18 protein-coding genes and 1 tRNA gene are annotated in these 19,952 nt (G+C 41.0%); 9 read left to right on the top strand and 10 right to left on the bottom strand.

Annotated features, from left to right (window positions below; genetic code table 11):
* The first annotated feature begins 1 nt into the window (after window position 1).
* From mutY to ACTHN6_RS19650, 5 genes are all read left to right on the top strand, one after another.
* Entirely contained in the window at window positions 2–1,072 is a 1,071-nt protein-coding gene (mutY, locus tag ACTHN6_RS19670; protein ID WP_440437487.1) for an A/G-specific adenine glycosylase, read from the top strand.
* A 154-nt stretch (window positions 1,073–1,226) separates the two neighbouring features.
* Window positions 1,227–1,676 (top strand): single-stranded DNA-binding protein, encoded by a 450-nt coding sequence (locus tag ACTHN6_RS19665; RefSeq protein ID WP_440437486.1) that lies wholly within the window; start codon window positions 1,227–1,229, stop codon window positions 1,674–1,676.
* A 57-nt stretch (window positions 1,677–1,733) separates the two neighbouring features.
* On the top strand, window positions 1,734–3,071 hold the full coding sequence (gldE, locus tag ACTHN6_RS19660; RefSeq protein WP_440437485.1) for a gliding motility-associated protein GldE: 1,338 nt from the start codon (window positions 1,734–1,736) through the stop codon (window positions 3,069–3,071).
* Entirely contained in the window at window positions 3,064–3,705 is a 642-nt protein-coding gene (gene gldD / locus ACTHN6_RS19655) for a gliding motility lipoprotein GldD (RefSeq protein ID WP_440437484.1), read from the top strand. The genes gldE and gldD overlap by 8 nt, the downstream gene beginning before the upstream one ends.
* Before the next feature lie 89 nt (window positions 3,706–3,794).
* The gene (locus ACTHN6_RS19650; RefSeq protein ID WP_440437483.1) at window positions 3,795–4,382 is read left to right on the top strand and encodes a DUF3109 family protein; all 588 of its coding nucleotides are present in this window, start codon (window positions 3,795–3,797) and stop codon (window positions 4,380–4,382) included.
* Window positions 4,383–4,509: 127 nt separating this feature from the next.
* Here ACTHN6_RS19650 and ACTHN6_RS19645 read toward each other — a convergent pair.
* A tRNA-Thr gene (locus ACTHN6_RS19645) sits at window positions 4,510–4,582 on the bottom strand.
* Window positions 4,583–4,648: 66 nt separating this feature from the next.
* Here ACTHN6_RS19645 and kdsA point away from each other — a divergent pair.
* Window positions 4,649–5,479 carry a 3-deoxy-8-phosphooctulonate synthase gene (kdsA, locus tag ACTHN6_RS19640; RefSeq protein WP_440437482.1) on the top strand — a complete coding sequence of 277 codons (831 nt, stop codon included), beginning with the start codon at window positions 4,649–4,651 and terminating at the stop codon, window positions 5,477–5,479.
* Here the strand turns inward: kdsA and ACTHN6_RS19635 are convergent.
* Window positions 5,474–5,695, bottom strand: coding sequence for a PspC domain-containing protein (locus ACTHN6_RS19635; RefSeq protein WP_440437481.1), 222 nt, complete (start codon window positions 5,693–5,695; stop codon window positions 5,474–5,476). The two genes, kdsA and ACTHN6_RS19635, sit on opposite strands and share 6 nt — an antisense overlap.
* 204 nt (window positions 5,696–5,899) lie before the next feature.
* Here ACTHN6_RS19635 and ACTHN6_RS19630 point away from each other — a divergent pair, with 204 nt between their 5' ends.
* Both ACTHN6_RS19630 and ACTHN6_RS19625 read left to right on the top strand, forming a co-directional pair.
* On the top strand, window positions 5,900–8,176 hold the full coding sequence (locus tag ACTHN6_RS19630) for an aconitate hydratase (protein WP_440437480.1): 2,277 nt from the start codon (window positions 5,900–5,902) through the stop codon (window positions 8,174–8,176).
* 126 nt (window positions 8,177–8,302) lie between these two features.
* Window positions 8,303–9,202: a ribonuclease Z gene (locus tag ACTHN6_RS19625; RefSeq protein ID WP_440437479.1), complete on the top strand. Its 900-nt coding sequence runs from the start codon at window positions 8,303–8,305 to the stop codon at window positions 9,200–9,202.
* Window positions 9,203–9,298: 96 nt separating this feature from the next.
* Here the strand turns inward: ACTHN6_RS19625 and ACTHN6_RS19620 are convergent, their stop codons facing one another.
* The 3 genes from ACTHN6_RS19620 to ACTHN6_RS19610 all read right to left on the bottom strand — a co-directional run bounded on the left by ACTHN6_RS19620 (window position 9,299) and on the right by ACTHN6_RS19610 (window position 12,747).
* Window positions 9,299–10,429: an alpha/beta hydrolase gene (locus ACTHN6_RS19620; RefSeq protein ID WP_440437478.1), complete on the bottom strand. Its 1,131-nt coding sequence runs from the start codon at window positions 10,427–10,429 to the stop codon at window positions 9,299–9,301.
* 67 nt (window positions 10,430–10,496) lie between these two features.
* A complete protein-coding gene (locus ACTHN6_RS19615) occupies window positions 10,497–12,185 on the bottom strand; it encodes a helix-hairpin-helix domain-containing protein (RefSeq protein WP_440437477.1) in 1,689 nt (562 codons plus the stop codon).
* 124 nt (window positions 12,186–12,309) lie between these two features.
* Complete coding sequence (locus ACTHN6_RS19610) at window positions 12,310–12,747, bottom strand: hypothetical protein (RefSeq protein WP_440437476.1); 438 nt, start codon at window positions 12,745–12,747, stop codon at window positions 12,310–12,312.
* A 506-nt stretch (window positions 12,748–13,253) separates the two neighbouring features.
* On the opposite strand from ACTHN6_RS19610, the gene ACTHN6_RS19605 reads away from it, so the two are divergent.
* The gene (locus ACTHN6_RS19605; protein WP_440437475.1) at window positions 13,254–13,808 is read left to right on the top strand and encodes an NUDIX domain-containing protein; all 555 of its coding nucleotides are present in this window, start codon (window positions 13,254–13,256) and stop codon (window positions 13,806–13,808) included.
* A gap of 515 nt (window positions 13,809–14,323) precedes the next feature.
* Here ACTHN6_RS19605 and ACTHN6_RS19600 read toward each other — a convergent pair.
* The 5 genes from ACTHN6_RS19600 to ACTHN6_RS19580 form a co-directional block, all read right to left on the bottom strand.
* A complete protein-coding gene (locus tag ACTHN6_RS19600) occupies window positions 14,324–15,511 on the bottom strand; it encodes an acetyl-CoA C-acyltransferase (RefSeq protein WP_440437474.1) in 1,188 nt (395 codons plus the stop codon).
* 202 nt (window positions 15,512–15,713) lie between these two features.
* Window positions 15,714–16,139, bottom strand: coding sequence for a YybH family protein (locus ACTHN6_RS19595; protein ID WP_440437473.1), 426 nt, complete (start codon window positions 16,137–16,139; stop codon window positions 15,714–15,716).
* Between the two features lie 27 nt (window positions 16,140–16,166).
* A complete protein-coding gene (locus tag ACTHN6_RS19590; RefSeq protein WP_440437472.1) occupies window positions 16,167–17,624 on the bottom strand; it encodes a gliding motility-associated C-terminal domain-containing protein in 1,458 nt (485 codons plus the stop codon).
* A gap of 209 nt (window positions 17,625–17,833) precedes the next feature.
* Window positions 17,834–19,006 carry a PepSY-associated TM helix domain-containing protein gene (locus tag ACTHN6_RS19585; RefSeq protein ID WP_440437471.1) on the bottom strand — a complete coding sequence of 391 codons (1,173 nt, stop codon included), beginning with the start codon at window positions 19,004–19,006 and terminating at the stop codon, window positions 17,834–17,836.
* 254 nt (window positions 19,007–19,260) lie between these two features.
* The gene (locus tag ACTHN6_RS19580) at window positions 19,261–19,944 is read right to left on the bottom strand and encodes a hypothetical protein (protein WP_440437470.1); all 684 of its coding nucleotides are present in this window, start codon (window positions 19,942–19,944) and stop codon (window positions 19,261–19,263) included.
* Between the last annotated feature and the right edge of the window lie 8 nt (window positions 19,945–19,952).

Below are 19,952 nucleotides of genomic sequence, written 5' to 3'. Positions count from 1 at the left end.
TATGAAGCAAAAGAAATTGTTCAGGAATTTATTATTAAAATGGCATTATTGGGAAAACAAAAGAACCATGCCATGGAAAGGCGAAAAAGATGCTTATAAAGTTTGGCTGAGCGAAATAATTTTACAGCAAACAAGGGTGGAACAAGGGTGGAATTATTACGAAAAATTTATTCAGCAATATCCTACGGTTATTCAATTGGCCAATGCAAAAGATGAAGCCGTTTTTAAACTTTGGGAAGGCCTCGGCTATTATACACGCTGCCGTAATTTATTGTATACTGCAAGAGTTATAAGAGATAATTATAACGGCAGATTTCCATCTGATTATAATGCTGTTTTAAATTTAAAAGGTATAGGGAACTATACAGCCGCAGCCATTGTATCTTTTTGTTTTAACCAGCCTTATGCTGTGGTTGATGGCAATGTGCTCCGGGTGCTTTCAAGGTTTTTTGGCATCGAAACTCCAATCGATTCTACCGAGGGTAAAAAACTTTTTTCAAAACTGGCCCAGGAATGCCTTGATACAGCCTGCCCCGGCGAATACAATCAATCTATTATGGATTTTGGCGCCACTGTGTGCAAACCTGTTGCGGCATGCAGGCAATGCCCGCTTCAAAAACACTGCATAGCTTTCAATACAAATAAGGTTAGTGTTTTACCGGTAAAAGAAAAAAGCATCAGGAAAAAGGAAAGATGGTTTACTTATTTCGTTTTTTCATATAAGGATAAAACTTTTGTGCAGAAACGAACCGCAAAAGATATCTGGCAAAACCTTTATGAATTTTACCTCGAAGAAACTCTAACCGATCCCGGATGGAGCCATCAAAAAATAAAACACTGGCTGCATGAAAAAAATATTCTTCTTTCAAAAGAAGCTGTAATTATACCGGCAAAGAAACAGGTGCTTACACACCAGGTTATTCATGGATATTTTATTTTCACCGAACTTAAAACGCTGCCATCAGCATTAAACGGCGCCTGGCTTAGTGAAAAAGAAATAAAGCATAAAGCTTTTCCGCAATTCATACGCCAGTTTACCGGTAAAAAAAATCTTCAACTGCAGTTTCTCTAAGATCAATAACCATACATGCAGAATTTATATAAACTGTAAAAGCCATTGTAAATTCGCATATAAAAATTTATTGAGGTTTAACTGCTTCTGCATTACTTACTTTTTCTGTACTTTTAGATTCATTAATTTATTACGCTGAACTAAATTTAATTTTATGCGAGGAGTAAACAGGGTAATGCTGATTGGAAACCTGGGCAAAGATCCGGAAATACAGTGCCTTGAAAAAAATATCAGCGTAGCAAAATTTCCGCTTGCTACCACCGAAACACACAAAGACAAAAACGGCAAACTTATTTCACAAACAGAATGGCACATCATAGTATTGTGGCGAGGGCTTGCAGAACTGGCACAAAAATATCTTCACAAAGGAAGCCTTATTTATGTAGAAGGGCGCCTGCGCACACGCAGTTGGGAAGACAGGGATGGCAATAAAAAATTTGCAACAGAAATTGTTGCCGATAATTTGATAATGCTGGATAAGCGAAGCGATAGCGGCAACAGCTTTACTACCCCATTACCTCACGACTCAGAAAACCTGGAAGATTTTAATTCAAATAATGATTCGCCGGCAGATGACGAACCAACCGGCACATTGCCCTTTTAAGTATTTTGCAGGAAGTATATAGATTGATGTAAAGCATCGTAACGAAAACTTTATAATTTGGAAATCCCATCGCCGCTATTTTCATTTTTGCAGATACAGCATGCCATTATTGATTCGCAGGCAACTACCGTACTTGTTTTTTTACTTATTGCGTGCATGCTGTTATCATTTGTTGTATCAGGCGCCGAGGTAGCATTTTTCTCTCTTAACTTTAAAGAAATTAATCTTCTTAAAACAAAAGAGCAGCCTTATTACAAACGTATCATTGATTTGCTTGAAGACCCCAAAGGCCTGTTGGCATCTTTATTAATTGCCAATATTTTTTCCAACATTGCCATTATCATTATATCAAATCAGCTCCTTGATATTGCATTTCAGCTCAATAATCCACCTGCATTTATTGTACAATTTTTAACCAAGCTGGTTATTGTTCTGGCAATTATTGTATTGTTCTGCGAAGTTATTCCCAAGATATACGCTAACCAGAATAACATCAGGTTCCTTAAAAATTTTGGCCTGCTTACCGAGGGCATTTATTATCTCTTTCATGGCATGGGTAACTGGATGATTAAATATTCTGATGTTATAGAGAAGAAGTTTTCCGATAAAAACAAATCAAGATACAGCATGCAGGAACTTGACCATGCTATTGATATAACCACTAACAACGCAGCATCTGAAAAAGAAAAAAACATTCTTAAAGGCATAGTAAAATTTGGCAACATAGCCGTAAAGCAAATAATGCGCACAAGGCTCCATGTAAGCGGCATAGAGTATAACACATCCTTCAACGATTTATTAAAACAGGTAGAAGAACTGCATTACAGCCGGCTGCCTGTATATAAAAATAACCTCGATGAAATTGTAGGCCTGATAAACACAAAAGATTTATTGCAGCACCTAAACAATGCAGATGATTTTGACTGGCACAGTTTGCTCAGGCCCATTGCTTTTGTGCATAGCCATAAACTGATTGATGACCTGTTGCATGAATTTCAGCAAAAGCGCATTCATTTCGCCGTGGTGGTTGACGAATTTGGCGGCACCAGCGGCATTGTAACGCTCGAAGATATTTTGGAAGAGGTAATTGGAGATATACACGATGAGTTTGATGAAGAAGACATAGAATACACCAGGGTTGACGACAACAATTATATTTTTGAAGGGAGTATAATGATTTATGATGCCTGCCGCATTATGCAGCTTTCGCCAAACACATTCGATCCGGTAAAAGGAGAAAGCGATTCACTTGCAGGGCTTGTGCTTGAAATAGCCGGCGAAATTCCGCAGCAAAACCAGGTTATTACCAGCGGCGATTTTGAATTTATTGTCCTGGAAATTAATAAGAACCGTTTGCAAAAAATTAAAATCACTATTAAGCCACAGGATGATTAGGGAAAAACGGGTAACACTAAACGGTCAACAGTCAACAGCAGTTCATAGCAGAAAGAATCCGATTCTTATTTTCTATTTTTTATTTTTTACTTTTCTGAGCTGCAATTCTCCTTATACACCAAAACCAACAGGCTATTTTAAAATTGATTTCCCTGAAAAAAAATACCAGGAATTTAATAAGCCCGGCTATCCATACACATTTGAATACCCGGTTTATGCAAACGTTATAAAAGACAGCACTTTTTTTGATTCTTCCACAGAAAACCCGTGGTGGGTTAATGTGGATTTTCCTCAATTCAATGCCCGCATATATCTAAGCTATAAAATTATTGGGCAGTATAAATTAGACAGCCTCCTGAATGATGCGTATAATCTTACCAACAAACATTCCATAAAAGCATCTTTTATTGATGATTCTATCATGCATATTTCTGGTAATGTTCATGGCACTTTTTTTAAAGTTGAAGGAGATGTGGCAACGGCTGACCAGTTTTTCCTCACCGATTCAACAAAAAACTTTATAAGGGGCGCTTTATATTTTAATGCAACGCCTAACCAGGATTCTCTGCGGCCGGTAAATAACTTCCTCGTGGAAGACATGAAACACCTGGTTAATACATTCCGGTGGAAATAACTGGATGGCTGATTTATTGATAAACGCGCAAACTCTACACATTAAACAGTTTTATGGTTTAAATTTGCCGTTTGAATTATTTTAAAATCATGATTGCAATAGATAACAAATTAGTGAGCGACGATATAGTGGAAAAGCAATTTGTGTGCGATTTGGTGAAATGTAAAGGCGGCTGCTGCGAAGACGGCGATGCAGGCGCTCCGCTGGAGTTAAATGAGCTGGATGAACTGATTCACAGTTATGAGATTGTAAAACCATACCTCACAGAAGCCGGCATACGATCCATTGAAACGCATGGTAAATATGTGTACGACAGGGAGTTTGGATGGGTTACGCCCACCATAAAAGGCGCTATGTGCGCTTATGGTTTTAAAGATGAAAATGGTATTATAAAGTGCGGGATCGAAAAGGCCTATAATGAAGGGAAAATCAACTGGAAAAAGCCCATAAGCTGTCATTTGTTTCCCATTCGCGTAAATAAAAGCAAGGAAGATGAAGACCTTGAATATTTAAACTATGAACCCCGCCCCGATTTATGCAGGGCCGCATGCAAGCTGGGCAAACACCTGCAGGTTCCCGTGTATGTTTTTTTAAAAGAATCCATCATCCGCAAATACGGGGAAGATTTTTACAATGCGCTGGAAGCCGCAGCGCAATACGCCGAAGCAAATAAATAACTGCCATTAATAGTTACCAGATAATTTGCCACAGACGCTGAGATAAAAATCTATGCATCCGTTATCTCGTTCACGTTTCACGATTGACGCTCACGAAAAGCGCTCATTATCCACTATTCATTTCCTGAGCCAACTATCGGACTTGAACCGACGACCTGCACATTACGAGGGTGCTGCTCTACCAACTGAGCTAAGTTGGCTGGTAGATATCTTTATAAAAACTCAAAAATAGAAATTAAAAATTATCGCTTCGTACATTCGCTGCCATGTTACCAGATTTTTTAAAAGAACTTTTTGCCAATCAGCAATACGACGAAAATAATTTCTTCTTGATCGCAGGCCCTTGCGTGGTAGAAGACGAAGCTTTATTAATGGAAGTTGCAGATAAAGTATCCGGTATTTGCAAACGGTTAGGCATTCCTTATATTTTCAAATCAAGTTACCGAAAAGCAAATCGCACCAGCGCCAATTCGTTCACGGGTATTGGCGATGATAATGCTTTGCATCTTTTACAAAAAACAGGTAAGCATTTCGGCCTGCCGGTAACCAGCGATGTACATGCGCATGATGAAACAGCCGAGGCTGCAAAATATATTGATGTTTTGCAAATCCCCGCTTTCTTATGCCGCCAGACAGATTTGTTACTTGCAGCCGGCGAAACCGGTAAAATTGTGAATGTAAAAAAAGGGCAGTTTTTAAGCGGGCATTCCATGAAATTTGCAGTTGAAAAAATTAAATCAACCGGCAATAATAAAATCATGCTTACCGAACGCGGAACAACGTTCGGCTACCAGGATCTCGTTGTTGATTATCGCAATATTCCCTGGATGCAGGAACAAAATGTACCCGTTGTTATGGATTGCACACATAGTCTTCAGCAGCCCAACCAAACAAGCGGCGTTACAGGCGGCAACCCGCAATTAATAAGTACCATAGCCAAGGCAGCCATCGCCACCGGCGCCGAGGGACTGTTTATTGAAACACATCCTAATCCTGCCAAAGCCAAAAGCGATGGCGCCAATATGCTTCATTTAAATTTAATAGAAGACCTGCTTGAAAAGCTGGTGAAATTGAGAAAAGCCGTAGTAAGCTTATAAATATTTAAGCGGGTTTCTTCTTGCAGACAAAATATATTTCTTTATGTTTAACCAAAAGGCCATCACCATATAAACAATTATCGGCGAGCCCATGGTTAAAAAAGAAATGTATATAAACCACATGCGTATGCGGCTCGTGGAAATACCAAGCCGTTCGCCTAAAGGTTCACACACACCAAATGCACGCCACTCAATAAGCTGTTTAAGTTTGTACATGTTTGCAATTTAGAAAAAATAATTTTCCTTTAAAAGCATAATATTTTCTTTTTAACTGTTCATTTCTGTTTTACGGTATTGAAATGTAAATTTGCCCGGTTCTTATTAAATATTTTATTTCCCGGCAGTTGATACCTTGTGGCGTCGTCCCTTGTGTCACTCCCTTGTACTTTAGGTTTTTCAAGCATCTTTTAAATATAACACATGGCATTTGATATTGAAATGATTAAAAAAGTGTACAGCGAATTGCCTGCTAAAATTGCTGCTGCACGCAAAGTTCTTAACCGTCCATTAACCTTAGCAGAAAAAATCCTCTTTGCTCATCTTTCCCCCGAACAAGCCCTCGAAGCGTTTGAGCGCGGAAAAAATTATGTAAATTTTGCACCGGACCGCGTAGCCATGCAGGATGCAACAGCACAGATGGCTTTGCTACAGTTTATGCAGGCGGGCAGGCCAAAGGTTGCCGTGCCGTCCACCGTTCACTGCGATCATTTAATACAGGCAAAAGTTGGCGCTAAAGAAGACCTCGCCACAGCGCTGCAGGTAAACAAAGAGGTTTACGATTTTCTTGCTTCTGTTTCTGATAAATATGGTATTGGTTTCTGGAAGCCCGGTGCAGGTATCATTCACCAGGTGGTATTGGAAAATTACGCTTTCCCCGGCGGTATGATGATTGGGACAGACAGCCACACCCCCAATGCCGGCGGCCTCGGTATGATTGCCATTGGCGTTGGCGGCGCCGATGCCTGTGATGTGATGGCGGGATTACCCTGGGAATTAAAATGGCCTAAACTTATCGGTATAAAACTCACCGGTAAAATGAGTGGCTGGACGAGTGCAAAAGATATTATTCTCTGGGTGGCCGGTCAGCTAACCGTTAAAGGTGGTACCGGCGCTATTGTTGAATATTTTGGTGAAGGCGCCGATAGCTTCAGCGCAACCGGCAAAGGCACCATTTGTAATATGGGTGCTGAAATAGGCGCCACCTGTTCTTTGTTTGCTTATGATGAAAAGATGGCGGCTTATCTTAAATCAACAGACAGGGCAGATATTGCTGAGCTTGCAAACGGGATCAAAGAACATTTACGCCCGGATGCAGAAGTATATGAAAATCCTGAAAAATATTACGACCAGGTGCTTGAATTGAATTTGAGTGAGCTGGAGCCCTATGTAAACGGCCCCTTTACACCAGACCTTGCAACGCCTATTTCCAAAATGAAAGAAGCTGTTGAAAAAAATGGCTGGCCTGCAAAGCTCGAAGTTGCATTGATTGGAAGTTGCACCAATTCTTCTTATGAAGACATCAGCCGTTCTGCTTCCATTGTAAAAGATGCGGTGAACAAAGGCCTGAAAACAAACAGCGAGTTTACCATTACGCCCGGTTCAGAACAGGTTCGTTTCACAATAGAAAGGGATGGTTTTATCAACGATTTTGAAAGTGTGGGCGGCGTTGTATTAGCCAATGCATGCGGCCCTTGTATTGGTCAATGGGCAAGGCATATTGATGACCCGAATCGTAAAAACACAATCATCACCTCTTTCAACAGGAATTTTGCAAAACGTAATGACGGCCTTGCCTCAACACATGCTTTTGTTGCCTCACCTGAAGTAGTAACAGCAATGGCCATCGCAGGCACTATTGCGTTTAACCCCATCACGGATAAATTAAAAAATGATAAGGGCGAAGATATTTTACTGAATGAACCAAGGGGTTACGAACTCCCCCCCAAAGGTTTTGCCGTTGATGACCCGGGCTTCCAGGCGCCTGCTGAAGACGGCAGTAGTGTTCAGGTTGCAGTTGATCCAAATTCACAAAGACTTCAATTGCTTGCTCCATTTAAAGAATGGGAAGGTACCGATTTGAAAGGCCTGAAATTATTGATCAAAGCCAAAGGAAAATGTACCACCGACCACATTTCAATGGCCGGCCCGTGGTTAAAATTCCGCGGCCATCTTGATAATATCTCGAACAATCTTTTAATCGGCGCCATCAACTTTTTCAATAATCAAACCGATGCTGTAAAGAACCAGCTAACCGGTGAATATGGTTCAGTTCCGGCAACGCAAAGGGCTTACAAAGCTGCTGGCATCGGTACTGTTGTGGTAGGCGATGAAAACTATGGCGAAGGCAGTTCACGTGAACATGCCGCTATGGAACCACGCTTTCTTGGTGTAAGGGCCATTCTTGTAAAAAGCTTTGCCCGTATTCACGAAACCAACCTGAAAAAGCAGGGAATGCTTGGTCTTACATTCGCCAATAAAGATGATTATGATAAGATTCTTGAAGATGACACTTTTGATATTATTGGTTTAACATCATTTGCACCGGGTGTGCCGCTGCACGTTGCAATTCATCACAGTAATGGCACTTCTGAAACCATCGAAGTAAATCATACGTATAACGAACAGCAGATTGAATGGTTTAAAGCCGGCGCTGCATTAAATATTATCCGTAAAAAATTTAATGCTTCTGCTGTTTAAACATATTAATGCATTTAGTAGGTAACGATCATGCCCGGGCAACCGGGCATTTTTTTTGAATGGTTTTAATGCCTCCAATAGAATTATAGTAAAAAATGTTTTAGGATTATTGTTTACTTTGTTGATATGTTTGGTGTAACCATTCTTGGAAATAATTCTGCTTTGCCCGCTTATAACAGGCACCCCACAGCACAGGTAATCAGTTTAAACGATCAATTGCTTTTGGTTGATTGCGGTGAAGGCACGCAAATGCAAATGAATTTGTATAAAATAAAACGCAGCCGCATCAATCACATTTTTATCTCGCATTTGCATGGTGATCATTATTTCGGTTTACCTGGCTTAATAACGAGTTACGGATTATTAGGCCGCATTACCGATTTGCATTTATACGCGCCTGCGCCATTGAAAGATATCCTTGATATGCAGCTCAATGTGGCAAGCACCATTCTGCCTTATAAATTACATTTTCATTTCCTGGAAAAAGAAGAGATGATTGTGAATGAAGAGAAATTTTCAGTTGAATGTTTTAAAGTATTTCACCGCATAGATTGCTGGGGATTTTTATTTCGTGAGAAAAAGAAGCCAAGGAAAATAAATATTGAAGCAACAACACGTTACAATGTTCCGGTGGAATTATTCAACCAACTGAAAGAAGGTAGTGATATTGTATTGAATGATGAGGTTATAAGAAACGAAGATCTCACCTTTGCTAACAGGCCGCCAAAAAGTTATGCGTTCTGCGCTGATACGATATATACCGAAAGCCTTTCTGAAACAGTAAAAGATATCGACCTGCTTTACCATGAAGCCACTTATTTAAAAGATAAAACGGAAAAAGCGGCAAGCCGGTTTCATTCAACCGGTGAACAGGCGGCCATGCTGGCAAAGCTTTCCCACGTAAAGAAATTATTGATCGGCCATTTCAGCAGCAGTTATGAAACGCTTGACGAGTTTTTAACAGAGGCACAGGCTGTATTTCCCAATACACAACTGGCTTTGGAAGGGCAAACTTTTATTATATAAGTACTTACATAATTTTTACACATTTATCGAAAGAAGCAAAGAAGTGAACAGAATATGCAGTCAGCAATTCTTCATGCGATAGAATAATATAATCATCTATTGCAGCAGCCATCTGTAAAAATCAGGAAACTCCTGCCGCCAGTATTTTTCATTATGCTGGCCTAAAGGAAAAGTGATGTCCTGCATTTCACAACAATTTTTTCCTTTAAGAATGTTATACATTTTTTGCATGTCGCGAATAATGGAAGCGCTTTCTTTTTCGCCCGCATATAAATAGATACGAAACTTTTTCTGCCATTTTACATTCGCTACATCAGTATAAAGTTGAGGTGTTAGCCAGAATGAAGGAGAAAGAACACCAGCACCGCCAAATACATCCGGATACTGCACCAATGCATATAAAGAAATTAAAGCACCCATGCTGCTGCCTGCAATAAAAGTGTGCCGTGCATCTTTTTGCGTGCGGTAATTTTTATCAATAAAAGGTTTTAAGGTTGTTGCAATAAATTCAATGTATTGTTTCCCCTCTCCTTTTCCATACTTCGCATCATCGTAAGGATTGTATTCATTCATACGTTTATCGCTGCTGTTATCAATGCCCACAACAATACATTCTTTGTCACCTTTTTTTGCCATTGAATCAAGCGTTTCATCAATGCCCCACTCACCGGCAAATGCTGTTTGCTCGTTGAATAAATTCTGCCCATCCTGCATATACAACACAGGATAAGTATTTGTTTTTAACTTATTATAAGATGGCGGCAGATAAATCCATATACGCCGGTAGCGGTTTAACTGCGGCATAAAAAAAGCAGTATCTATAACATGCACATTCGCTGAAGCCGTGTTGGGCTTTGGCTTTTCGGGCGCTGCATCTTTCCATCCTGCAATAGTGATATTGATGGTTGTATCGCCTTTTACATCTGCTATCCTGTTATCAATATCATCGCCTTTTGCAGTTGTTTCAACTTTATCCCAGTTTCCTCTTGTAAACTTAAATTCATAATGCCCCGTATCAATATTCATTACAAGAACACGGCGGTTACCGCCAAAAGGTTTAAGCTTCGATTTAAAGTCTGCAGGGTTCCAGTCATTAAAATTGCCCGCAATAAAAATTTCATCCTGCGGTTTGGTTGCTACAGAAGATACAACAATGCGTACCATATATTGTGCTCTTAAAAAACTGGTGCAGCAAGTGAAAACAACAATGCCAATCAAATACTTCATACTATCAAAATATATTTATAGGATGATATTAAACAAACAGCATATAAAATTTAAATACAATTAACAACTACCGGCCACGTTTTGCCTGTTGTATCTTTAAGAATGATTCAAATGCATTTAATGGGAAGCTGCTTAGATTTTGTGCAGCCGTTATACCAGCCTTTTGCGCAGCCAGCACTCCATATTTTGTATGCTGAAAAGCGTTTACAGAATGCGCATCGGGATTAATTGATATCAATACATTTTTCTCAGTACAATAATCAAGGTAACGCCAATCCATATCAAGCCTGCGCGGATTGGCATTTAATTCAACAACAACATTATGTGCTGCACAGGCATCGATAATGGCTGTATGGTTTACGGGGTAACCTGCACGGCTCAACAATAATCTTCCCGTGCAATGACCAAGTATGGAAGTGAATGGATTTTTAATCGCATTTATTAAACGCATCATGGCCTTTTCTTCATTCATTTTTAAATTGGAATGAACGGATGCAATTACAATATCAAAGGAAACAAGCACTTCATCATCGTAATCGAGGCTGCCATCACCGAGTATGTCGCTTTCAATGCTTTTAAAAATCTTAAACGGCTTAAGCTTTTCATTCAATTCATCTATCTCTGCATGTTGCGCTTTCAATCTTTCTGCCGTTAAGCCATTTGCATAAACGGCAGTTTTAGAGTGATCGCTTATCACGAGGTATTCAAGCCCTAACTTAATGGCGGCATTAGCCATTTCTTCAATGGTATTATTGCCATCACTCCATTTGGAGTGACTATGAATTATAGATTTAATATCCGTTGGCTGAATAACTTCAGGAAGATTATGGGTTGCAGCTTTGTCAATAACAGATGAAGTTTCTCTTAGATAAGGAGGTATGTAATGAAGCCGGGCCTGCTCAAAGATTGCTTCTTCTGAAGTATAAAAAAATGATTGATCTGTAAGTTCTTTTTTATTCCATTCTTCCAGGAAAGCATCGCTGCAGGAAGTTTCAAACAAACGCTGAAATATCTTTTCTTCTTCCGCATGATAAAAATACAGGAGTATATTTTCTTCCTTCCCCTGGAAAACAGAAGTTGCCGCATCAAGCTTTTCCGTTACAAAATTGTGTTGCAATAAATATTCCTGCAAAACTGCGGCCGGCGCATTGGTAACCCATTCAAGCTTATCAATCGTTTCCATCTGCCTGCGAAAAATACCGGTGATGAAAAACCTGTAATCGCTAAAATTATTTTTCAGCTTATCATCCAGTTCATACGCAAGCTTTTCCACTTGCGCGTATAAATAGCTGCCAATATTATTGAGGAAATACTCAATGGCTTCCTGTATGCTTTTCTGTGTTTTTTCGCCAAAGCCTTTGTAAAGCGTAAGCCTGTTTTCGTTGCAGGCATATAACAACTCGCCAACCGTTTCAATGCCCATCTCTTTCCATATAACCGTTACTTTTTTAGGGCCAATGCCTTTAATGTTCATCATCTGCAATATGCCGGGCGGTGTTTTTTCAATGAGACTGGTTAAATCGGCTATTTCACCTTTCTCAAATATTTCAACTATTTTTTTTGCCGCCGAGTCACCGATACCTTTTATGGTGGCATATTTTTCAGCGGGCATTTCAGCAAGCTGCTGCGGCAGCTTGTCAATTGTAAAAGCGGCAGCGCTGTATGCTTTTGCTTTAAAACTATTGCCGCCATGTACGTCGGTTAATTTGGCGAGCAGCGAAAACCGGTCAGCAATAAAAGAGTTATCTGCAGTCATTATTTTACCTTATGATATTAGCGTATAAAACGGGCAGGAAGATAATAATAATGCGCATAATGCCGGCGCATAAAAAAAGGCGGCCATGTGCTGCCGCCTTACAATTAAAACATACATCAACTGCCTAAATCTGTATGTTTAAGTTCCCCGATTGCTCTCCCCTTCCTATAGTTGTATAATTCCATGAATTTAAAATATTGCCTTGTGTATTATAGATAACCTTATAATATACTTCAAGCGTTTCCCTTTTATCGTTCACATTGGGAATGGAAATTTGCTGCATCATGGGGTTGCCTGAGGTGGGAAAATCTTTCAGTTCGGTTGGCTGAAATGTATGCTGCCAAACTGTATCCCTTTTATTGTGCTTAACCCTTAACACAGTTACTTCAAGCGTGGCTGTGGTGTTTTTATAAACAGGCGCAACATAGCTGGATGTTTTATACACTTCTACATTAATACTTTTACTTACTGTTTTTGCTTCCATTATATTTTTGGAAGTAAAGAAACCGATGATGCTTAAAAAGCTGATGGCGGTTGCTGTGATGATTAATTTTGTTGTCATATATAGTTCGTTTTTTGTATTTTAAAATTGGTTATGCCAGAATATTTTCAAAGCGAGTACCACAAGGCTTTTTGCAAGCGAAATGGTAAAAAATCACAATTGAGCGGTTTTATAAAATGATGAATGGCTGAAAATAAAATCAAGGCAACCCATCACTGTACGGAAGCGAACAACAATTGAACGGAAATACAATTACTTTAAAGTGAAAGCCCATGCATATTGCAGTGAAACATGAAAACAGGCTGCAGGTTGTTTTAATTTCCGGGATATATTTTAATTGTTTGCAACGGTTTATCGAATTGGATTGTCAGGAGTTTGCAGGGAAGTTTTTCCTTTTATGAAAATTCATCCGGAAGTTTCTCTCGGCCGTTGCTAACCTGGTTTTTATACAACCTTACACAGTATTTCAGCTTTAGATTCTTTTCTTAACCAGATAAATTGCGGTAATAACATTATGCAGTATAAATTTGGCTGTCTCCGTTTATTTATTACCCAAGCTTATTTACATGAACGTATACAAAAATCCATGGAAGATTATAAGTAAAAAAGATATTTACGACAATCCGTGGATAAGCCTTACAGAATACCAGGTTATCAACCCCTCAGGCGGCAATGGCATTTATGGCAAGGTTCATTTTAAAAACCAGGCCATTGGTATTGTACCACTGGATGATGATTTGAACACCTACCTTGTTGGCCAATACCGCTTTACCATTGATGAATATAGCTGGGAAATACCCGAAGGCGGCGGGCTGAATGAAGACCCGCTTATTGCTGCACAAAGGGAACTGCTGGAAGAAACAGGCTTAAAAGCTGAACGCTGGCAAAAAATAAGCGAAATGTATTTAAGCAATTCCGTTACGGATGAATACTGTATAATTTTTATTGGAAGAGGCCTTACGCAGCATAAAGCCATGCCCGACGAAACGGAACAGTTAATTATAAAAAAACTTCCGTTTGAGGAAGCTTATAATATGGTGATGGAAGGAAAAATCAAGGATGTAGTTACCGTATCCGCAATATTGAAAACGAGGATATTACTGCTGGAAAATAAAATATAGGCTCCGGAAACAACGGAAACGCATCTCGGAGTTACGGAATGCCATCCGGGAATTACGAAATGCCATCTGAGAGTTACGGAATGCCATCTGAGAATCACGGAATACTATCTGGGAATTGCGAAATGACATCTGAGAGTTACGAAATGACATCTGAGAGTTATGGAATGCCATCCGGGAGTTGCAAAATGCCATCTCTTTGTCCCGGGAAATCATCTTACAATTTGGAAATAATCACTTTAAAGCTGAGGAGCAGTCTAAAAACAGAATTTTCAAACATTACCAGGCATATTTGAAAATTTTAGGGGTCGTGAATAAAACATAGCAAGATCGTCATCACACCCGGCCTGACCGGGTATCAGCACCTGCATGAAACAAAATTCCCCGCCGCGGCGGGAAATGACGTGCAAGAGCGTTTATATTCTTTACATTATACAAAATCCGGGAAATCATTTTTAGAACTAACACCGCAGCAACAAATATCAGCCGCCACCTGCCGCTTTTAATAACCAGCAGCATCAGTTTACTTTCTCAATCACCATGGCACTCGCACCACCGCCGCCATTGCAAATGCCGGCAGCGCCAAACTTTGCATTGTTTTGTTGCAGCACGTTAATCAGCGTAACTATTATCCTGGCGCCGCTGCAACCCAGCGGGTGGCCTAGTGAAACAGCCCCGCCGTTTACATTAACCTTCGCCGCATCCAAACCCATTTTCTGAATATTGGCAATGCCCACCACAGAGAAAGCCTCATTCAATTCAAAGTAATTGATATCAGTTAATGCTAACCCCGCTTTTTCAACCGCCTTCGGCACAGCGAGTGAGGGTGTGGTAGTAAACCATTCCGGCGCCTGTTCGGCATCGGCATAACTCCTGATAATGGCTATTGGTTTTATGTTTAAGGCTTCGGCTTTTTCTTTACTCATTAACACAAGCGCCGCAGCGCCATCGTTCATGGTGCTGGCATTGGCCGCCGTAACTGTTCCTTCTTTCTGAAAGGCAGGTTTTAGTTCCGGTATCTTATCAAACTTTACGTTAAACGGCTCTTCGTCTTTTGTAAACCGTAAGGGTTCGCCTTTACGCTGTGGAATTTCAACCGGCACCACTTCATTATCAAATTTACCTTCAGTCCAGGCCTGCTGGCTGCGCTTGTAGCTTTCAATGGCAAAAGCATCCTGGTCGTTCCGGCTTATGTTACATTCCTTCGCACAAAGTTCAGCCGCATTGCCCATAGCATAATTATTATATACATCGGTAAGGCCATCTTTCGCAAGGCCGTCAATCAAATTTACATTCCCGTATTTATTGCCCCAGCGCATGTTAGGGGAATAAAAAGGCACATTACTCATGCTCTCCATGCCACCGGCAACAATTATATCCGCATCACCAAGCATAATGCTCTGAGCCGCCTGCGCAATAGCTTTCATGCCGCTGGCGCAAACTTTATTTACTGTGGTGGCAACCACATTATCAGGCAAACCGGCAAACATAGCAGCCTGGCGGGCAGGCGCCTGGCCAAGGTTGGCCTGCAGCACGCAGCCCATTAAAACTTCCTGCACATCAGGGGGTTGTATACCGGCTTTTTCCACCGCAGCTTTTATGGTAAAAGCGCCTAATTGTGTTGCTGAAAAATCTTTTAAAGCCCCGCCAAAACTGCCAATGGGCGTTCTTACCGCAGATACGATGTAAACTGTTCTATTGCTCATGCTATATAAATTGAAGGCGCTAAGATAACAATTGTTAGTTTCATGGAAAGATGGAATGCAGAAGGGTGTATTAATTATAAGTTATTGTATTATCGGGCGAATTGTGCGTAGTGAATGGTGAATGAATAACACCCTATACTCAGAATTCACGTTTGACGATTCACGTTACACGCTCAATACTCACAATTCACGATTCGGCACATCAGCTCGAATGATCCGCTATGATCAGCCATTCGCCATTTATTTTCCTGAACAATAAGGTGAAATAGCCGCCCACATCGCCAATGCTTCTTTGCAGATGCCATTGACCCAGCACAAAATAATATTCGGGCGATAAAGGTTTTAACTGCAGCAGGTTGAAAGAAAGCTTGCCCATAGCCGCCGTATCGGGATAGGCCTGCTTATACCGCTCCAGTGTTGTTTGCCAGCCATAGGTTGGCGGGTTGCTCACAAATAATAAGCTGTCGCTTTTCCAGTAAGTCTGCATAAAAGCATCTACATCACCACGGTTCCAGGCTTCTATTTGTTTATCCATTGTTTTACGTATAGCCGCTTCATCGGCAGGTGTTTGGGCGCTACAGAAACTGCATAGAGCAACCAGTAAGGAGGCAACAATTATTGTTTTCATATCAATATATTTAAATAAGATGATCATTTACCGCATCAATGTAAAGGTTCCTTTTAATTGCGGCAATTTATTGTCTTTAAAGGTAATCATGTAAACGTATGTGCCGGATGGCTGGTCAATTCCGTTTACCTTGCCATTCCATGAAACGGGCGTTGCTATTACGTGATAAACCATTTTACCCCAGCGGTTAAATACTTTTACATCGGCGCCAAGGCCTATATCGAGGTAAGGGATTTTCCAGTAATCGTTCAGACCGTCATTATTGGGCGTAAAAGCATTGGGAACAAATATGCCGTCAGCCACTTTCACCTGCACCTCATCGGAACTTTTACAATTATATATGGATTGCACGGCCAGCGTGTAAATCATATCAACCGGCGGCGTTACCACGGGCGTAAGCGAAGCCGCATCGTTAATGTATAAAGGTGGTTTCCACATAAAGCTTACATCTTCGCCGGTGGCGGCGCCGTTGAGGGTAAGAGGATAATCCTTTATATAAATGCGGTCGGCGCCCGCATCTGCCAAAGGTTTGGGATGTATAGTTATTTTAAGCAGGTTAGATGCAATGCGGCAGGAAGTGGTGCCGGCGAAAGCCTCATCTGTTACGGTAAGGCGGTACCAGTATTTGCCAACTGCGGATGGCGGCGTGGAAGCATAGGTTGTGCCGGTGGCGCCTGCAATATCCTGCCACGATTCCCCTTCATTGATACTTTCCTGCCACTGGTAAAAAGGATTTTGGTAAGCGGAAGATGCGTTGCCGGAGAAATAATAAGTGGGCACGGTATCTCCTTCGCAAAGGTTTACGGTATCGGCACTATCCTGTATAAATGCCGATACCTGCGGGCCGCAGGGCCTGAAACCAATATCATCCAGTGCAAGGTCATTACCATAGCCGCCGGGCGAATTATTGCGCATGCGCAATACAATGGTGGCATTATCTGCGGGTGTTGTAAAGAGTAGCCCATACTTTACCCATTCAGGCGAATGGGTAACAGGTATCGGCCCGGAATCGTAGCTGCCGAGAATGGTTCCATCGGGTTGTTCTATGGTGAAAACCACATCCGGCGTAATGCTGTTTTCCGGCATCATTACATTACAGATCCAGGCAGAGAACTCATAAGTGGTATTTGGGCAGAGGTTGGTTACGTTGGTAAGGAAAAAATCACCCGGTTCAATGGAAGCATTTACCAGCATAAAATTGCCGTTGCCGGTATGATCTTTTGCAACCGTATGCCAGGTATTTCCAAAACAGCCGGAAGTTGATTTGGTGATTGTATAAAAACCATCGTTGGGGCAATCGGAAGCTATATAAGTATATCCTGATGTGGGCACATACGATGAAGCGCTGCCGGCGCTATTTCCGAACGTAATGTTTACGGCAGGGTCGCCAAGGCTGCCCGTGCAAACCTGACATTGAATTATTTTAAAAGGAAAAAAATAAATGCCGGTACACAGTACGAATTTTAAAAATGAAATTTTATTCATGCGCCTGCAACATTAGCCTGGTTTAACGAACAGGCAATTTAACGGATATTCTCAGAAGCTGTTTGAGTTAACAGAAAATATCGCCGGGCTACCAGTCTGACGCTTTTGGAAGCCGCTTAATACTTAAGATTCGTTCTGAAGCGTCTGACCGTTATTCATAAATCTTAATGCAAACAGGCCTCTTAGCAGAAATGGCATTTAACCCGGCGTTATACAGCTGTAACCAATTCCCTTTTTTTTACGATAGCTGGTTTGGCAACTTTTTTCTTTTTATGCCTTCCGCGCCAGATGAGAAAACCGGTTACGGGCAGGCTTGCCGCAATAAGGCTTGCAAAGAAGGCGATTATTTTACCTGTAATACCTAAAACGGCACCGGTATGCACATCATAATTCATGCGCATTATTTTATCGGCAGCACCGGCATTGGCATACCGGCCATACGGGTGGGTTACATCAATTTCTTTTAAAGAATACTGATCAAAATAAATATAATCGGCTTTCCAGTAAGTACCGGCATCAGGGTTAGCAACGGCTTCTATGGCAGCAGCATCGCTACCGGGAATATGCACTTCAATTACTTCGGCAGCGGGATAATCGATATTCATTTTCTGCCATACTTTATCAATAGCAGGAGCGCTGGCGCTTATAAGAGCCTTGCCTGGTTTTTCAGAAACAGGCTCATAAAATTCCACTAATTGTTTACCGCCCGAAGTGGTCCAGTACAATGATTTGGCAAACCACTGGAAACCCCACACGAGCCCCGTAACAGCAATAAAGATGGCTATCCAGCTCACATAAAAACCGAGCACATTGTGCAGGTCGTAATTTTTGCGCTTAAAGGTGGCATTCCATTTTACAGAGAAGCGCTGTTTACGGGCTGCTTTATTTTTCGGCCACCATAAAACAATGCCGCTTATAAGCATTATAAGAAAGATTAAAGTGGCTGTGGCCAAAATGGGCTGCCCTATGGCCGGCGGAAGCCATAAATAATAATGTCCCATCAGCACTACCCTGAAAAAGCCGGCATCTTCGTTTTTTACCTTCAAAACCTGTCCTGTATATTGGTTGATATAAACCGTATAGTAGTATTCAGGCTCCGGATTATAAAACACAACCTGTGCTGATCTGCCTTTATCGGGGTAAGAAACACTGTGTGGTAATTTATCGGGAAGTGCAGCCATTGCAATCTGCTGCAGTTTACTGGGCGGTAAAACGGGCTGATTGCTTTCTTCCACATAAAGATATGGTTGTGTAACCGACTTTATTTCCTGCTCAAAAGCAAGAATGCATCCTGTTATACCCAGGAAGACAATAATAATTCCTGAAGCAAGCCCAAGCCATAAATGTATTTTTCCTGTAATTTTCTTAAATGTTAATGCCATTCTTAGTTTTTTGCAACCAGCTTCTCCATTGACCGTGCCGCAAAAATGTTTTGAAAAAGCGCAAAATTTTATATTAATCAGGAAAAATCTTTACGAAATAAGGAAACTAAGACCGCGCAATGCATTTATAATTGTATTCTAACATTAGATTTTAAGTTATGCGTATCACACAGCTCATGCGATGCAATAGCTGCAGGTAAAATAAAAGCCCCGCAAAATTTGCGGGGCCCATTGCACATACCCATTCTCCTAAACTAAACTGTTGCGGCCTCTTCTTCTTCCAACATTTCCAATACTGTTGCAAAGCGTATTTCGCTAAGCTCTTCCTGAGCTGTATTCATAAGGCCGTTAAATATAAATTCCGGCGCTGTGGCTTTTACGTGCTTCAGCCAGTTGGCCGCATCTGCAGTGCTTATGGCGCGCATCATCCATTTTGATGATTGCTCAATGTGTTCCTGCGGTATCACCGCCATTAATTGCTGATGTATGGCCATGATCTGTTCATCGGTATAATGTTCCCACAAAACCTGGTTAAGCAGCAGTTCTTCTTTGGCCATGTGTTCAAGGTTAAATACAAGAAATTCCGTAAACGATCTTGTAATAGCAGAACCGCAAAGGGTTCTTTCTTCGGGGAAGAAAGTGTTTTCGTAAATAACAATAATATTTTTTAAGCGGTTGGAAATGCGTAAATCTTCCACGTGTTCTTTCTCAAAAGATGCAGCCAGTGCAGGTTCATAGGTTTCAACGGCCGGTATAATAAAATTGTCTTCATGATGTGCATGATTATCGAAAGCAAAAAGCACCTCATTAATTTTTACAAGCGCCGCCCTGGCTTCTGCATAATTTGCAAAATCTGTTTGCTGCAGCGTTAAAGCTGTATCATATAACATGGCGCGAAGCGCTTTATGAATCAGGTAGAATGTGTTGTAACGTGTCATAAGTTTTG

The organism is Parafilimonas sp., assembly GCF_051953455.1.
Classification (GTDB): Bacteria; Bacteroidota; Bacteroidia; order Chitinophagales; family Chitinophagaceae; genus Parafilimonas.
Note: the sequence above shows the minus strand (reverse complement) of the source record. Positions and strands in the feature narration are given on the sequence as shown.

Excerpts from the sequence above, each read along its gene's own strand:
- mutY (WP_440437487.1), top strand. The coding sequence starts at position 2 with ATGAAGCAAAAGAAATTGTTCAGGAATTTATTATTAAAATGGCATTAT.
- ACTHN6_RS19665 (WP_440437486.1), top strand. The coding sequence starts at position 1,227 with ATGCGAGGAGTAAACAGGGTAATGCTGATTGGAAACCTGGGCAAAGAT.
- gldD (WP_440437484.1), top strand. The coding sequence starts at position 3,064 with ATGATTAGGGAAAAACGGGTAACACTAAACGGTCAACAGTCAACAGCA.
- ACTHN6_RS19650 (WP_440437483.1), top strand. The coding sequence starts at position 3,795 with ATGATTGCAATAGATAACAAATTAGTGAGCGACGATATAGTGGAAAAG.
- kdsA (WP_440437482.1), top strand. The coding sequence starts at position 4,649 with ATGTTACCAGATTTTTTAAAAGAACTTTTTGCCAATCAGCAATACGAC.
- ACTHN6_RS19635 (WP_440437481.1), bottom strand. The coding sequence starts at position 5,695 with ATGTACAAACTTAAACAGCTTATTGAGTGGCGTGCATTTGGTGTGTGT.
- ACTHN6_RS19630 (WP_440437480.1), top strand. The coding sequence starts at position 5,900 with ATGGCATTTGATATTGAAATGATTAAAAAAGTGTACAGCGAATTGCCT.
- ACTHN6_RS19625 (WP_440437479.1), top strand. The coding sequence starts at position 8,303 with ATGTTTGGTGTAACCATTCTTGGAAATAATTCTGCTTTGCCCGCTTAT.
- ACTHN6_RS19620 (WP_440437478.1), bottom strand. The coding sequence starts at position 10,429 with ATGAAGTATTTGATTGGCATTGTTGTTTTCACTTGCTGCACCAGTTTT.
- ACTHN6_RS19615 (WP_440437477.1), bottom strand. The coding sequence starts at position 12,185 with ATGACTGCAGATAACTCTTTTATTGCTGACCGGTTTTCGCTGCTCGCC.
- ACTHN6_RS19610 (WP_440437476.1), bottom strand. The coding sequence starts at position 12,747 with ATGACAACAAAATTAATCATCACAGCAACCGCCATCAGCTTTTTAAGC.
- ACTHN6_RS19605 (WP_440437475.1), top strand. The coding sequence starts at position 13,254 with ATGAACGTATACAAAAATCCATGGAAGATTATAAGTAAAAAAGATATT.
- ACTHN6_RS19600 (WP_440437474.1), bottom strand. The coding sequence starts at position 15,511 with ATGAGCAATAGAACAGTTTACATCGTATCTGCGGTAAGAACGCCCATT.
- ACTHN6_RS19595 (WP_440437473.1), bottom strand. The coding sequence starts at position 16,139 with ATGAAAACAATAATTGTTGCCTCCTTACTGGTTGCTCTATGCAGTTTC.
- ACTHN6_RS19590 (WP_440437472.1), bottom strand. The coding sequence starts at position 17,624 with ATGAATAAAATTTCATTTTTAAAATTCGTACTGTGTACCGGCATTTAT.
- ACTHN6_RS19585 (WP_440437471.1), bottom strand. The coding sequence starts at position 19,006 with ATGGCATTAACATTTAAGAAAATTACAGGAAAAATACATTTATGGCTT.
- ACTHN6_RS19580 (WP_440437470.1), bottom strand. The coding sequence starts at position 19,944 with ATGACACGTTACAACACATTCTACCTGATTCATAAAGCGCTTCGCGCC.